This window comes from Luteibacter anthropi (assembly GCF_023699965.1).
Classification (GTDB): domain Bacteria; phylum Pseudomonadota; class Gammaproteobacteria; order Xanthomonadales; family Rhodanobacteraceae; genus Luteibacter; species Luteibacter anthropi.
The window spans coordinates 3,236,843-3,251,936 of the sequence record NZ_CP077072.1 but is presented as its reverse complement, the minus strand read 5'-3'; the positions used below and the strand labels follow the sequence as shown (position 1 = coordinate 3,251,936).

General features: G+C 62.3%; 10 protein-coding genes and 1 pseudogene. 9 read left to right on the top strand and 2 right to left on the bottom strand.

Annotated features, from left to right (window positions below; translation table 11 throughout):
- Window positions 1-125: 125 nt before the first annotated feature.
- On the top strand, window positions 126-2,528 hold the full coding sequence (locus KR767_RS14120; RefSeq protein ID WP_250876728.1) for a GH92 family glycosyl hydrolase: 2,403 nt from the start codon (window positions 126-128) through the stop codon (window positions 2,526-2,528).
- An 86-nt stretch (window positions 2,529-2,614) separates the two neighbouring features.
- Here the strand turns inward: KR767_RS14120 and KR767_RS14115 are convergent, their stop codons facing one another.
- Both KR767_RS14115 and KR767_RS14110 read right to left on the bottom strand, forming a co-directional pair.
- Window positions 2,615-4,939 (bottom strand): heavy metal translocating P-type ATPase, encoded by a 2,325-nt coding sequence (locus KR767_RS14115; protein ID WP_250876727.1) that lies wholly within the window; start codon window positions 4,937-4,939, stop codon window positions 2,615-2,617.
- Window positions 4,936-5,352, bottom strand: a complete 417-nt coding sequence (locus tag KR767_RS14110; protein ID WP_250876726.1) for a heavy metal-responsive transcriptional regulator — start codon at window positions 5,350-5,352, stop codon at window positions 4,936-4,938. The genes KR767_RS14115 and KR767_RS14110 overlap by 4 nt, the downstream gene beginning before the upstream one ends.
- A gap of 158 nt (window positions 5,353-5,510) precedes the next feature.
- On the opposite strand from KR767_RS14110, the gene KR767_RS14105 reads away from it, so the two are divergent.
- From KR767_RS14105 to KR767_RS14075, 8 genes and pseudogenes are all read left to right on the top strand, one after another.
- A complete protein-coding gene (locus tag KR767_RS14105; protein WP_250879163.1) occupies window positions 5,511-7,895 on the top strand; it encodes a serine hydrolase in 2,385 nt (794 codons plus the stop codon).
- A 23-nt stretch (window positions 7,896-7,918) separates the two neighbouring features.
- Window positions 7,919-8,266 carry a zinc ribbon domain-containing protein YjdM gene (locus KR767_RS14100; protein WP_166949352.1) on the top strand — a complete coding sequence of 116 codons (348 nt, stop codon included), beginning with the start codon at window positions 7,919-7,921 and terminating at the stop codon, window positions 8,264-8,266.
- 514 nt (window positions 8,267-8,780) lie between these two features.
- Window positions 8,781-9,383: a hypothetical protein gene (locus KR767_RS14095; protein WP_250876725.1), complete on the top strand. Its 603-nt coding sequence runs from the start codon at window positions 8,781-8,783 to the stop codon at window positions 9,381-9,383.
- Between the two features lie 18 nt (window positions 9,384-9,401).
- Complete coding sequence (locus tag KR767_RS14090) at window positions 9,402-9,758, top strand: glycoside hydrolase family 73 protein (RefSeq protein ID WP_250876724.1); 357 nt, start codon at window positions 9,402-9,404, stop codon at window positions 9,756-9,758.
- Complete coding sequence (locus KR767_RS14085) at window positions 9,755-9,958, top strand: hypothetical protein (RefSeq protein ID WP_250876723.1); 204 nt, start codon at window positions 9,755-9,757, stop codon at window positions 9,956-9,958. Before KR767_RS14090 ends, KR767_RS14085 begins: the two co-directional genes overlap by 4 nt.
- Window positions 9,871-10,068: pseudogene (locus KR767_RS21445) on the top strand (peptidoglycan-binding domain-containing protein); the annotation flags it as partial. The gene KR767_RS14085 and the pseudogene KR767_RS21445, both read left to right, overlap by 88 nt.
- Window positions 10,069-10,161: 93 nt before the next feature.
- Window positions 10,162-10,569 (top strand): XVIPCD domain-containing protein, encoded by a 408-nt coding sequence (locus KR767_RS14080; RefSeq protein ID WP_250876722.1) that lies wholly within the window; start codon window positions 10,162-10,164, stop codon window positions 10,567-10,569.
- Between the two features lie 1,306 nt (window positions 10,570-11,875).
- Window positions 11,876-15,064 carry a TonB-dependent receptor gene (locus KR767_RS14075; RefSeq protein WP_250876721.1) on the top strand — a complete coding sequence of 1,063 codons (3,189 nt, stop codon included), beginning with the start codon at window positions 11,876-11,878 and terminating at the stop codon, window positions 15,062-15,064.
- The last annotated feature ends 30 nt before the right edge of the window (window positions 15,065-15,094 follow it).

Here is a 15,094-nt window from a genome sequence, read left to right as displayed (position 1 = left end):
GGAAGCTTCGATACCCCCGCGCACGGTAGAACTTCATTCATGCCGGACATGACCCATGGCACGGGACAACCGCCCCGCATAGGATTTCAATCGAGACAAATTCAGCCTGTCCAGGGGAGACTGCCTTGCGCCCGTTGCGTCCGCTCGTCCTTGTATCCGCCCTACTGCCGGCCCTGGCCGGCGCCGCCGACGGACCGGCCAGCCTCGTCAATCCGCTGATAGGCACCACCAACGGGGGCAATGTCTTCCCCGGCGCCGTCGTCCCCTTCGGCATGCTCCAGTTCAGTCCGGAAGCCTCTCCCCTGCCGGGCAAGAAATCGCCCATCGCGGCTCCGGGCGGCTATGAATACCGCGCCGACACCCTGCGCGGCTTCAGCCTCACCAACGTGGAAGGCTGGGGCTGTGCCGGCGCCTCGGGCGATGTGCCCATCATGCCGGTCACCGAAGAGGTGACCCAGTCGCCCAGCAAGGATTTTCGCCATACCTATACATCCACCTTCTCGCATGCGAACGAGCAGGCCCGGGCCGGTCACTACCATGTGACACTCGATAACGGCGTGGCCGTGGATCTCACCGCCGCCCTGCACAGCGGTGCCGCACGATTCGCCTTCCCGGCCGGCAAGCCGGTGAACGTATTGGTGCGCGCCTCCGATTCGGAAGTGGGTTCGGAGAAGGCCACCGTCACCGTGGACGCCACGCAGCGGCGGATCAGCGGTGAGGTCACCAGCGGCAATTTCTGCGGTTACATCAACGATGCCGACAAGCGCAGCTACTACACGCTGCATTACGTGATCGAATTCGACCAGCCGTTCGCCTCCACGGGCACGTGGAAGAACGCCGACGTCAGCCACGGTGGCACGCGCAGCGAAGGCGGCACGGGTTATGGCAAGAAGGGCTTCCCGGATGCCGGCACCGGCTCGGGAGCCTGGGTGGGTTTCGCACCCGGCACGAAGGACGTAAACGTGCGCGTGGGCATTTCGTATGTCAGCGATGCCAATGCGCAGGCCAACCTCGACGCCGAAGTACCGAAAGGCACCTCGTTCGAAACCGTGCGCGACAAGGCCGTGGACGCGTGGAACCGCCAGCTCTCGCGCATCGACGTCGAAGGCGGCACGCCGGACCAGCGCACCGTGTTCTATACGGCGCTGTACCACGCCCAGATGACGCCGAACGTCTTCAGCGATGTCAACGGTGAATACATGGGCTTCGACAACAAGCCGCACCGCGTCGAAGGCAGGCAGAAGGACCAGTACGCCAACTTCTCCGGCTGGGACGTCTACCGTTCGCAGCTACAGCTCACCGCATGGCTCGAACCTGACATCGCCAGCGACATCGCCCAAAGCCTTTACAACCAGGCACAACAGAACAACGGCGTATGGGACCGCTGGACCCACAACAATGGCGGTACGCACGTGATGAACGGCGACCCGGCTGCGCCGGCGATCGCTGGCATCCATGCCTTTGGCGCACGCGATTTCGATGCCAGGGGCGCCCTCGCCTCGCTCGTGCATGCGGCAGACAACCCCACCGCACTGGATGCCTCGCACGATGGCTGCGAAGTGGAGTGCGTCGGCCAGCGTCCCGGCCTCGAATCGTGGCTGAAGCTGCACTACATCCCTGTCGGTGCGCCGTCGTGGGGCCCCGCGGCGGATACGCTGGAACTGGCCACGGCCGAGTTCGGCATCAGCGCCCTGGCCGAACGTCTTGGCGATACTGCTACGTCAAAGCGTTTCCTTGAGCGTGCGCAGTACTGGCGCAATCTCTTCGACCCGAAGGCCACCGCCGAAGGCGGCTATATCCGCAACCGGAATGCAGACGGCTCCTGGGCACTGGTGAAGGACGACGACAAGGAACAGCCGCACGCGTTTACGCCGTCCACCGAAGACGGCTTCGTGGAAGGCAGCGCGGCGCAGTACGTGTGGATGGTGCCCTTCAATGCCGGCGGCCTGTTCAAGGCCATGGGCGGCCTGGAGAAGGCACGCAAGCGACTCGATGCATTCTTCTACCAGCCGGATGGCGCATTCGCGGTGACCAACGCCGGCCCGCTGCATGCCGAACTCAACAACGAACCGTCCATCGGTTCGCCATGGCTATACAACTTCGCCGGCCAGCCGTGGAAGACGCAGGAACTGGTGCGTCGCGTGCTCGACACCATCTGGTTGAACGAGCCGAAGGGCATTCCGGGCAACGACGACCTTGGCGAGATGTCTTCGTGGTACGTGTTTGCCGCGCTGGGCGTGTATCCGTCGATTCCCGGTCGTGCCGATCTGGTGGTGGGCAGTCCGTTGTTCACGCGTGCCACCGTGCACCGTCCGGGTGGTGACGTGACCATCCTTGCGCCAAATGCCGGCCAGGGACGCCCATACGTCAATGCGCTCAAGGTCGATGGCAAGCCGAGCGATCGCGCCTGGCTGCCGGAGTCCTTCACCTTGAAGGGCGGCAGGCTGGAATTCGACCTCTCCGACAAGCCGAACAAGCAGTGGGCCAGCAAGCCGAAGGACGCCCCACCCTCCTTCGACACCCACTAACGCTCTTGTAGGAGCGCGCCTGCGCGCGACCGGTTTTCGCGATAGACCCATCTGTTCGCAAAACCCGGTCGCGCGCAGGCGCGCTCCTACATGGAGGCTTTGCGCAGGCGCAGCGCGTTGCCCACCACCGACACCGAGCTCAGGCTCATCGCCAGTGCCGCGATCATCGGCGACAACGTAAGTCCCAGCAGCGGATACAACACGCCCGCCGCCACCGGCACGCCCACGGCGTTGTAGACGAAGGCGAAGAACAGGTTCTGCCGGATGTTCTTCACCGTGGCGACCGACAAGGCCCGCGCACGTTCGATACCCGCAAGATCACCCTTCAGCAACGTCACCGATGCACTCTCGATGGCGATATCGCTGCCGTTGCCCATGCCGATACCGATATCGGCCGCTGCCAGCGCCGGCGCATCGTTCACGCCATCGCCCGCCATTGCCACCCGGCGACCCGCTTTCTTCAAGTCATTGACGATCTGCGCCTTGTCCTCCGGCGACGCGCCGGCATGCACCTCGTCGATGGGCAGCAGTGACGCCACGGCCTTTGCCGTCGCCTCGCTGTCACCGGTAAGCATCACCAGGCGAACGCCTGCCTTATGCAGCGCCTGCAACGCCGGCTTCGTGGACACCTTCACCGGATCGGCCAGCGCCAGCGCAGCGGCAAGGCGGCCATCCACGGCTAGGAACATGGCCGTGGCGCCCTTTGCCCGCCAGGTCTCGACCAGATCGCGCGCCGCACCGATGTCCACGCGCTCATGCTCCATGAGGCGCGCATTGCCGAGTGCCACGTCGTGTCCGTCGATACGGCCACTCACACCACGCCCCACCGCCACCTGGAAGCCCGAGACGGCAGGAATCGCCACGTTTTCGGCTTCCGCCGCCGCCACGATGGCGGCGGCCAGCGGATGTTCGCTGGGACGCTCCACGGCCGCCGCGAACCCCAGGGCTTCGGCACGCTCGACACCGAAGCCGCGCAGTTGCGTGAGTGCCGGCTTGCCCTCGGTGAGCGTGCCCGTCTTGTCGAACACCAGCGTGTCGATATCGCGCAGCGTTTCGATGGCTGCCGCATCACGGAACAATACGCCCGCCTGCGCACCGCGACCGCTGGCGACCATGATCGACATCGGTGTGGCCAGGCCCAGTGCGCACGGACAGGCGATGATCAGCACGGAAACGGCCGCCACCAGGGCATGGGCCAGTGCCGGCTGCGGGCCGACCATCCACCACGCGGCGAAAGCCAGCAGCGCGCAGACGACGACAGCCGGCACGAACCACGCTGCCACCTTGTCGGCCACCCGCTGCAGCGGCGCGCGCGAACGCTGGGCTTCGGCCACCATCATGACGATGCGCGACAGCACGGTATCCGCGCCCACATGATCCACCCGCACCACCAGCGCACCATGCTGGTTCTGGGTGCCACCGGTAACCTTGTCGTGCTCGCGCTTCGCCACGGGCATGGGCTCGCCGGTAAGCATCGACTCGTCGATGTGGCTTTCGCCTTCCAGCACCGTACCGTCGGCCGGCACCTTCTCACCCGGTCGCACACGCACCCGGTCGCCGGCATGCAGGTGCTCAAGCGGCACGTCGTCTTCGCTACCGTCCTTGCCGATGCGGCGTGCCGTCTTGGGCACGAGGCCCAGCAATCCGCGCAAGGCGGCGCCGGTGCGTCGACGTGCACCCAGTTCGAGGAAGTCGCCCAGAGTCACCAGCGTGACGATCACGGCGGCAGACTCGAAATAGACATCCACCTCGCCATGCATGCCGCGCATCGACGCCGGGAACCATCCCGGCGCGAGGATGGCGATCGCGCTATACAGCCACGCCACGCCGGTACCCAGTGCGATCAGCGTGTACATGTTCGGCGACCACGGCTTCAGCGAACGCCAGCCCCGCGCAAAGAAAGGCGCACCGCCCCACAGCACCACGATAGTCGCGAGCGTCGCCTCGCCCCAGCGGGCAATCGACGCCCAGGGCTCCGGCCACATCCAGCCGAACAGGTGCGGACCCATCGCGACCAGAAAGACCGGCAGCGTGAGTGCCACAAGGGTCCACAGGCGCCGTCCCAGCGAACGCACTTCGCTGTCGTCGTCATCCAGCGACGGCATCGCCGGCTCAAGGGCCATGCCGCATTTCGGGCACGCCCCGGGGCCCTCCTGGCGCACCTCCGGATGCATGGGGCAGGTGTAGATCGTGCCTGCCGGCATGGCGACCTCGGGCTCCTTCGGCCCCAGGAACTTCGCCGGTTCGGCCATGAAGCGCTCGCGGCAGCGCGCACCGCAGAAGTGATACTCATGATGGTCATGCGTGGCGTGGTGCGGTGTCTTCGCCGGGTCCACCGTCATGCCGCACACCGGGTCGATAACGGTCGCGGCCTGATCGGCAGCGCCGTGCGAGCAGCAGGAATGACTCATCGACCGGGCTCCGCCAGGGCCTTGAGAATGGGGCAGTCTTCCGGGGCGCCGTGGCCCGGGCACGCGTCCACCAGTTCGGACAGGCCGTCGCGCACCCGCTGCAATTCGACGATGCGCTCGTCGATGGCCTTCAACCGGGCCGCCGCCCGCTCGCGCACACCCTCCACCCCACCATGGCGGTCGGCAGACAGCGCGAGCAGCTCACGAATCTCATCCAGCGTGAAACCAAGGTCCTTGGCCCGCCGGATGAAGCGCAGCCGGGAGACGGCGCCCTCGTCGTATTCGCGGTAACCCGAAGCCCGGCGCCGCGGTTCGGGCAGCAGCCCTTCCCGCTCGTAGAACCGGATCGTATCGATGGCCACGCCGGCGCTCTGCGCGATGCGGCCGATGGTGAGGGAGGTCTGGGTAGTCATGGGGCAAGTCTAGACCCTTGATGTAACTCTAGAGTCAAGCCCTACCTATCGACCTGGCTGGGTGCCACGCCGGGAAAGCCATCAGGCCATTAAACCAATGCCCGCCCGCCACCATCGAACCGATCTCGCCGAACACATGGGGGCATGTCGTGAATGGGATGCGGTATTGGGGGGCCATCGCAGCCCTGGGCTTCAACACACTCTCCGGCCATGCCATGGCCACCGGGCCGCGAGTGGCGGCGCTCGATGCGTACCTCAATCACGCCTACGAGGCCGGTCAGCTCAACGGCGCCGTGCTCATTGCGGACCATGACGAGGTCATCCTTCGCAAAGCCTATGGCTATGCGGATGCAAGCCGAAACGTATCGCTGTCGATATCCCACCGGTTTGACATCGGCTCGATTGGCAAGGAGTTCGACGCCACGGGCATCATGATGCTGGCCGAAGATGGGCGACTCTCGCCTTCCGATCCGGTTTCCAGGTTCATCCCCGACCTGCCGCCATGGTCCAGGGCCGTCACGCTCAATGATCTTCTCCACTACACCAGCGGCCTGCCGGGCATCGACAAGAATACGGTTAACAATGATGCCGATGCCCTCAGGAATCTCCGGGCATTGAAGCAACTCGACTTCCCACCGGGAACCCAATACGCGTACAACAATAACAATACCTTCCTGCGTCGACGCATCATCGAGAACGTCAGTGGGATGAATTACTCTGCCTTTCTGAGAACCCGTGTTTTCCCCAAGGCAGGAATCACAGACGCATTCATCGACCCCGTCGATGGCATTCCCCGGATAGCCCGGGGATTCACTGCAGATTTCAAGGAAGACCCGTTGAAGGTCCGTCTTTCCGGCTGGCCGGCGGTCACCGTCGACGACCTTTTTCACTGGTCGAACTGCGTCACAAGGTTTTGCCTGATTACACCGGACAGCACGCGCCGGATCCTGACGACCGGCAATCCCAGGTGGCAGACAGGTTTTGGTCACGGCGAAATGGATGGCGACCACCTCATCCGCCACGTTCATGACGGGAGCAACTACAACTTCGAGGCGCTTCTGATGGCCGATCCCACCAAGGGTCGCACCCTCATTCTGCTGACCAGCCAGAATCGCAATGACGTCTATGCCATGGCCGACGCCATCAACGCCATTCTCGACAATCAGCCTGGCGGGGTCTCCGTGGCCAAGGCGGGGGCGACCAGTACGCCGGATACGCTTGCCGACCTGATGGCGTCCGGAAGCCTTCGCACCAACCTGCATACGGGCGTGGTGAAGGGAGACATCTGCATGACGCATCGACCCGAAGCACTCTCCAGCGCTTTCGTGCTGAATACAGGGCTCAATGTGGCGAAGGTGACCGATGGCCAGGGCAATGCCGTTTCATTCGATGGCTCCTATGGTTCGGACATCGACGGCGAGGCACGGATCTACACCGTCACCGATGCACCACCCATGCTGTGCGTGCAGTACGTAGGCGCCCTTCCCATCTACGCGGCACACGATGCTCCCGGCGACTTCAAGGGCATCATGGCCTTCAATGGGGACAGTTTCCGCTTCAGCGAGCAGTCGGCGTGGCTGCCGTTGCCCTACGATCCGAAAGCCAGGGTGCGCGCTGGTGACATGGCTTACCACCTTGATGTCACCTGCGATGACTGTCGTTTCATCTATGCCAATGGCGATGCTCCGGTGGAAGGGACCGAGGCCACGTTCCATAGCGATACCGCACGGCCGCCCATGATTTTCGGGGGCACGGGGCCCATCACGAAAACCGCCAACGTCACCATCCTCAACGAATCCGTCGATGCCACTTCATCGGAGGCCATGTCCGGACTGGTCGGGAAGGTCCAGTCGTACTACCAGGACTATATGGGCAAGGCCATGATGGATCGCCCGGTATTCCTGCGCATGATCACCATCGACCAGGCGCGACGGGACCGGACCGGCTCCGGCTGGGGATTTGCCACCTGGCCGACGATTGCCTTCAGTGGCAGTGTCGGGAAGATCGGCACGACGCTACTGGCGGGCGGCGATAAAGCCGATCAGGAAATCAGCTATCTTGCACACGAGCTCGGGCACTACTACTTCGGCACGCTGGTGCGGCCACAAGGGCCGTATGCCTGGTTTCTCCTGGAATCCAACGCCGAGTTCCTCTCCATGAAAGCGCTTCGGGCCATCCGTGGCAAAGCGGCAGCCGACAAACGCGTGGCCCATTGGGCCGAGCAGGCCGGTAAGCAGAAGGAAGCATTTATCCCGCTGGACAAGGTGACCCAAAGCGGCGACATCTCCGAATCCTATCGCTACAGCTATGGCCCGTTCCTTCTGCTATCGCTGGAGCAACAAGTAGGCGAGAAGAAAATGAGGGCCTTCATGCGCGCCCTGCTCACAGCGCCAGTGATCACATCGTGGGAAGACCTGCACAGGGTCGCCCTTGGTGCGGGTATTCGGCCGGATGACTGGAATCACTGGCAGAAGACCTGCGTTGCCACGGGAAAACCCATCTGCGGACAACCTGCTGCGACACTGACGCCTCGCGGCGTCTGAAAGCACGCGTGGTAAAATCGGGCATGACTACCCATGACATCCCTCCCTGCCCCGTCTGCGGCATGGAAAACACCTATCCGGACGGCGAGCATTTCATCTGCCCGGATTGCGCCCACGAATGGCCCCAGGTTGCCGCTGCATCCGACGATCCCGATACCGTCGTTCGCGACGTCAACGGCAATGTCCTTGCCAGTGGCGACACGGTCGTCGTCATCAAGGATCTCAAGGTCAAGGGATCGTCCATTCCCCTCAAGCAGGGTACGGTGATCCGCAACATCCGCCTTGTCGATGGCGATGCCGAACATATCGAAGGCAACTCGGACAAGATCAAGGGTCTCGTGCTCAAGGTCTGTTTCCTGAAGAAGGCCTGATCGCAACGATCAGGTTCTACCCCCTGTAGCAGCGCGCCTGCGCGCGACCATTCATGGCGCAACCCATCATCGCTCCCGTTCCACCGGTCGCGCGCAAGGCGCGCTCCTACAGGGATACGGGGTCGGGGTGTGAATGCCTTGTAGGAGCGCGCCTGCGCGCGACCGATTGTCGCGAACATCATCATCGTTTCGATTCATCCGGTCGCGCGCGAGGCGCGCTCCTACAGGGATACGGAGTCGGAGTGAGAGCACCATGGCATCAACGATGCCCAGACGCCACCATGCCGCAGAACGGCATTTCCTTAACGGGTCGGATTTACCCGATGACGGCATGAGCCTCCAGGCGAACCAAGCGCCTGCCGACACTCCAGACCTATCTGGCGAAGATCAGAGGCAAAGGCCCAGCGACATCACGACCTGAAACATCTAATCTTTTCAAGCTCATTCCATCCAGCTATAACCAGCAACCCAGACGAAACACAACAAGCTTTCCCGCGATCTTAAGGAATAAGTCATGGCCGAAGCAGGTACTCTCTTGCGAAACCTCATGCGCAATGCACGCCATAAAGCTCTCCCGCTTGTCGCATTCGTGTTTCTCTTGGGAGCACCGCTCGTCGCCAGTGCCGCGAAAATCCCCTCTGGCTTTGAACAATACGCAAAAACAGATGCTGGCGAGGGCCAGCAATGTGTCGTTGGAGATGTGACCGACGAAGATGCCATGAACGGACGGGCATACGTTTATCTGGAAAACACGACGTCCCATGCCGTTCATTGGGTGACTAGCGTTCCACTACGTCCAAATCGCTACCAGAATCGCGCAACTCATTGCTTATCTGACGCAGGGAAAATTTACGCACTGATCCAGTCAGACACCTCGCAGGCACAGGCACTATCGCAAACCTTCGTCGATGTCGTGACGCTGGACAGGGCTACCGGTCGAATTGAGTCGGCCGAGAAGGTTATTGCCAAAGAAGCAGGACGCACGCCGTCCACCTGGGTTGAAGCTGGCCCTGAAAATTTTCGCCGCGATAATGGAAAAATCGTGGTGACGGGAAAATACTTCAACCTCAATAATCCGAACGACAGAAGGGCTTTCAGCGCGAGCCCCGTACCCTGATCGACAAGGACAGCGATAATGCCGACACCTCAAGAGCAATTCATTGCAAACATTTATCCAGGTGCAAAGAAAATTTCCGATGAAACAGGATCATCTGTGGAAATAATCCTTGCCCAGACAGCTCTTGAAACCGGCTGGGGGCAGAAGATCCGTCCCGGAACGAACAATCTTTACAACATCAAGGCCGATGCCAACTGGAAGGGAAAGTCAGCCGAATTTACCGTCCCGGAAGAAGATAAGAAAACCGGCAAGGTCTATATGTCAAAGGAGAAGTTCCGGGTGTACGACTCCTATGCAGAATCGATGGCCGATCGCGCCAAATTCCTTGCGGAGAATCATCGATATGAAAATCGGGCCTATACAAGCCCGAAGTGAACGTCAACCCTGAAAAAGAAGCCCAGTCTATAGCAAACGCCGGCTACGCCACCGACTCGAACTATGCTGAAAAGCTGGTCAAGCTGGGAAATGGCCGCAGCGTGAAAGGGGAATCGACCTCGCCGAAGGGAGGTCATCGCAACTCCATAACGGCGACCATGATGGCGTACTTCGCAGGGGTGACCGGGGCGATGCCGTAGGCGCCCTCCAGGCATCTCTCACCGCCCTTGGATACAAGGATTCAAACGGTCACCAGCTACAGGCCGACAAGGATTTCGGTGCCAATACCTATCACGCAGTAAAAACTTTTCAGCATGACCATGGGCTCCAGGAGGATGGCATTGCCGGCAGGGCAACGCTTGGCGCTATAACCGAGGCGGTAGCCAGGCAAAAGGTACCAAGCATGATGGACACCGGTCACCCTGCCAAAGGGATGTATGACCAGGCATTTCAATGCGTGGCGCAACTCGATAAAAACCATCATCGGGAGACAGGACCGCATAGTCAGATGCTTTCGGGAAGTCTGGTCACAGCGGCCACGGCCGCAGGATTCCAGCGCATCGACCACGTCATCCTGTCGGATGATGCCAGCCGGGCATATGCAGTCCAAGGTGATCTGAAGTCACCCTTCAAGCAGTACGCCGATGTCGACGTCATGAAGGCGATACAGACACCCTTGAGCCAGTCCAGCGAAGAAGCAGTAGCCAATATCCGGGCGAACGAGCACGCAGAGATGCAGAAAGGCCAGCAACAACCAGCACAGCAACAGGCTTCGGACATACAGCAGCAATCCACCATCCTTCAGCGCTAGGCCCGCAAACGTCGCAACCCATCCTCCCGCTCCACCGGTCGCGCGCAAGGCGCGCTCCTACAGGGATACGGGGTCGTGGTGTGAATGCCTTGTAGGAGCGCGCCGGCGCGCGACCGATTGTCGCGAACATCATCATCGTTTCGATTCATCCGGTCGCGCGCAGGCGCGCTCCTACAACACGCCGCGGTTACGTTGGGAGAGGCGGCGGGGGCGGCCCTTGGCGCGACTTGATGGAGGTGAGGGGAGTGGGCGGATAAGGCCGCGTAGCGGGGCCGGCCAGGAAGGCCGGCCTTTTTCGCCGAGGCAGGAGCCGAGTCGAAAAACCCCGCCCGCTCCCCGTGCCCGAAGGGGCGCAAGCCATAAGACACTGAGCCGCGCAGCGGCTCCTCCTTTCCCGAGGGACACCGCAGGCCGGAGCGCCAAGGGCCGCCCCCGTCGCCTCTGCTCCGCCACGTATGAGCGCCGATGCGAGGCCAATAGGCTAGCCCGCCCTACGGAGCGAGACACCACAGGGGCTGGGTTCCTACGGAGCGCAACATCGCCGATGCGATCGGGTCCCACACCTTCGGTAGCGAGGCCTCTACGGTCGTCGACGAGACGTATCAAACGGTCGCGCGCGAGGCGCGCTCCTACAGGGGTATGGCCTCTTTTCCACCCTTGCCACGCATTCTTTTTGCGGCGCAGCGTGACAGCCTGCCGTTTCGGCGTCTTAATTCGCCACCAGGGGAAATTAGATCGATCCAATGCCAGGCAGGACCGGAGCATCCGGCGCTGCCTGACCGGGACCGGGGGTGGCAAGGCATGGGGGTGCAGGCATCGATTGCTGCACGAATGTCTCCGCTGCTCCCGCCTGCCGTAGCGAGGGGAATGGGAAGCCGTTTGATGACAACAAGATATGCCCGCCTTTTCAGGATGGCCGAGCCGCGTACCGCATTCACCGCTGCGGTAATGCGGATTATTGTCGTGGCCAGTAATTCCCTTCGTCCTGCTTCCCGGCTCCGCAAGCCTGCGGACACTCTGCTGTCGCCCCGCTCGTCCGGCCTGCCCGGCCGACGATCGCGACGACGCCATCCCCTGCTTCGGGGCTCCTTGCCATAGGCCTTCGCCTTCTGCACCAGGGGAATTGAAGCAACCACCGCCGATCAGCCTGGACGCTTTCGGCCATCCAAATTTTGGATCGATCCAATCCAAGGGGAAAGGAGGACGCGTGTAGCCAGAGATCGCGCATCTGCGGCGAGTGATCGAGCGGGGGCTCACCACGCCGCACTCCATACGAATGCACACCATTGAGGGGAATAAAAACAAAATGAATAACAAGCCACATATGCTCATGCGCAAACCGCTGTACACGGCCCTCGCTTCCGCGACGCTGTCCTTTGCCGGTTACCTTGGCCTGCCTGCCGACGCCATGGCGCAAACGGCCACGCCCGCCTCCACGACCGCAAGCCCGGCCGCACCGGACCAGGCCACGGACACCGCGAAGCCGAAGAAGAACGACAAGAGCAAGAAGGCCGACAAGAACGGCGATGCCACCGGCACCACCGACCTCGATTCGGTCGTGGTCACCAGCTATCGCCAGTCGATCAACCAGAACATGGAAGACAAGCGCGAAGCCAACTCCATCGTCGAGGTGATCAACGCGCAGAACATCGCCCAGTTCCCCGCCAAGAACATCGCCGACGCGCTCGCTCACGTGCCTGGCGTGGTCATCAGCCGCGAGTCCGGTGAAGGCAAGACGGTGAGCATCCGTGGCCTGGCCCCCGAACTGACTCTTACCCAGTTGAACGGCAACTACGTCGCCTCGGCCGATACCTCGGCGGGCCTGACCCGTTCGTTCAACTACACGCTGTTCCCCGCCAACATGTTCTCGGACATCAAGCTCTACAAGAGCCTTGAAGCGCGCCTGGACGAAGGCGGCATCGGCGGCAACGTCGACCTGCGCACCCGCCGCCCCCTGGAAATGGGCGTGAACGAAGGCTTCGTGACCGGTACCGCCGCGTCGTCGGACACCAGCAGCAAGACCCAGCCGCAGGTATCGGGGCTGTGGTCATGGAAGAACAAGGATGAGACCTTCGGCGTGCTCGTCGCCGGTTCGTACCAGAAGCGCAGCACCACCACCTACCAGGCCGATGCTTCGAGCTGGCACTGGTGGTCCGACAACTGTGCGAGCAATACCAACTGTACCCAGCCGCCGACGAACGTGCATGGCGGCACCTTCGATCCCTCCGTTGCATCCAATATCGACCAGTGGGGCAACGGCGTGGTTGACCAGGCCGGCCGGAAGTACAACGGCTTCTGGATGCCGCAGCAGTTTTCCACCAGCCAGAACCAGCTCGACCTGAAGACCAAGGGCGCGCAGGCAACGATGCAGTTCAAGCCTAGCGACCACTTCCTGCTGACCGGTAACTACTTCCGTTTCGAGCGCCAGCAGACCCAGATCACCAACACGCTGGAAGTGCCCGAGTGGGGCCTGCCGGGCAACAGCAACTATGCCGATCAGCAGGGTCGCCTGCTTGCCCCCAACGGCCTGAGCTTCGATCCCTCGCACACGATCGTCACCGGCGCCAACTACCAGCTTCCGCCCAGCGGCGTGGGCTGCAATGCCTCGGTCAATCCGTCGACCGGCAAGGCGCGCCAGGCAGTGGACGTGTGCTCCACGGAAATCCCCTGGCTCAATGGCAACTACTCGGTCGAGAAGGCCACCTCTCAGACCCTCAACCTCGAAGGCGAATGGGATAACGGCGGCAGCCTCAGCGGCTCGTTCAACGTCGGCCGCACCTGGGCCAAGGGCGGCCCGTCGGTGCAGCTGAGCATGGCCGCCAAGCCGCGCAACTTCGTCAACGGCCAGTGGGTGGACGGCAGCAACGGCGCCTCGTGGACGCTGGACAACCCGGGTATCAACGCCTCGCCGGACGTGCTGCGCAACATGCTTGCAGGCGCAGGCCAGGTCGACCTGGGCTCCACCGGTTCGAACATGGTCAACACCAGCACCTCGCAGAACTTCGCCCAGGCGGATTTCACGTGGGCCTTCGATTCCACCTGGCTGCAGTCGATCCAGTTCGGTGGGAAATACACCGACGCACATGCCGAGCAGCAGAGCAATGAAATGCGCTGGTACTGCAAGGGCACCACCCTGCAGTTCCAGACCTGCGATCCGAACGCCGGCCAGCTGCCCGCAGGCTTCCTGCTGGCCAACAGCCTCAACGGCAGCAACGAGGTCTACGACAACAGCATCTTCCCGGGCATCAACTTCCCGGCTTACTACAATCACCTGAACTCCACGTATGACCGGGTGATCTACAACAAGCCACAGAACAAGTCGTCCATCGGCGAGAAGATTGCCGCGGCCTACGTGCAGGCCAACTTCGATACGGGCACCATCCGCGGCAACGTGGGCCTGCGCTTCGTCACCACGAAGCAGGACCTCACCGTCGCCAACGACATCACCACCAACAACGCGGTGTACTACCACGACCCGGCGGGCAATATCCTGATCTGCCCGGCCAGCGGCGTGAACGCCGGCGGCGGCGCCTGCGCACCGGGCGATTTCCAGTACCTTCCGCGCGAAGTGGCGGTGGTCGAGAATTTCACCAACGCCACCACGAAGAAGCGCTACAACAAGCTGCTGCCCAGCTTCAACATCGCCTGGACCATTGCCGACAGCTTCGTGCTGCGCGCCGCCGGCTCGCAAGCCATGGCCCGTGCCAACTACACCGACCTGGCGCAGCTCGGCAGCCTCACCAACTACACCCAGGCCTACTACAACGACCGCAAGCAGTTCGGTTCGCCGCAGCCTGGCTGGTACGGCAGCGGAGCCAACGCCGCCCTGAAGCCGTTCACCGCCACGCAGTTCGACCTGGCCGGCGAGTGGTACTACGCCCCGCAGTCGGTGATTGGTATCGACCTGTTCCAGAAGAAGGTGAAGAACTTCGTCGTGCCGGTCACGGTGAACAACATCGACGTTAACGTCGGTGGCAGCACGCAGAACTTCATGCAGTACAGCACCAACGCCAACGGCCGCTCCGGTACGTCGAAGGGCATCGAGTTCTACACCCAGCACACCTGGGACTCGGGCTTTGGCTACATCGCCAATTACACGCTCAACAAGACGAACGAAACTCCCGTCTCGCTGGGCGACACGCAGGTCGGCAAGTCGGAGCTGATCGGCAGCGCGAAGTACGCCGCGAACGTCTCGCTGTTCTATGAAAAGAACGGCCTGCTGCTGCGTGCCAGCGACAACTGGACGGGTCGCACGATGCAGGGTCTCACTTCGGGCCTGCCCATCTACGCCCAGCCTTATCACCAGATCGACGTGAACGGCGACTACGAGTTCAACAAGCACTTCATGGTCACCGCCTCGATCATCAACCTGACCAAGTCCACGCCGCATACCTACCTGGGCAGCGACACCCGGGCCCGGCTGGTCCAGCTGATGTATCCGGGCCGCCAGTACTACGTAGGCGTGACGTACAAGTTCGGTGGTGCTGACAAGTAGTAAACACGAGCGGGGCCGGGCGACAACGCC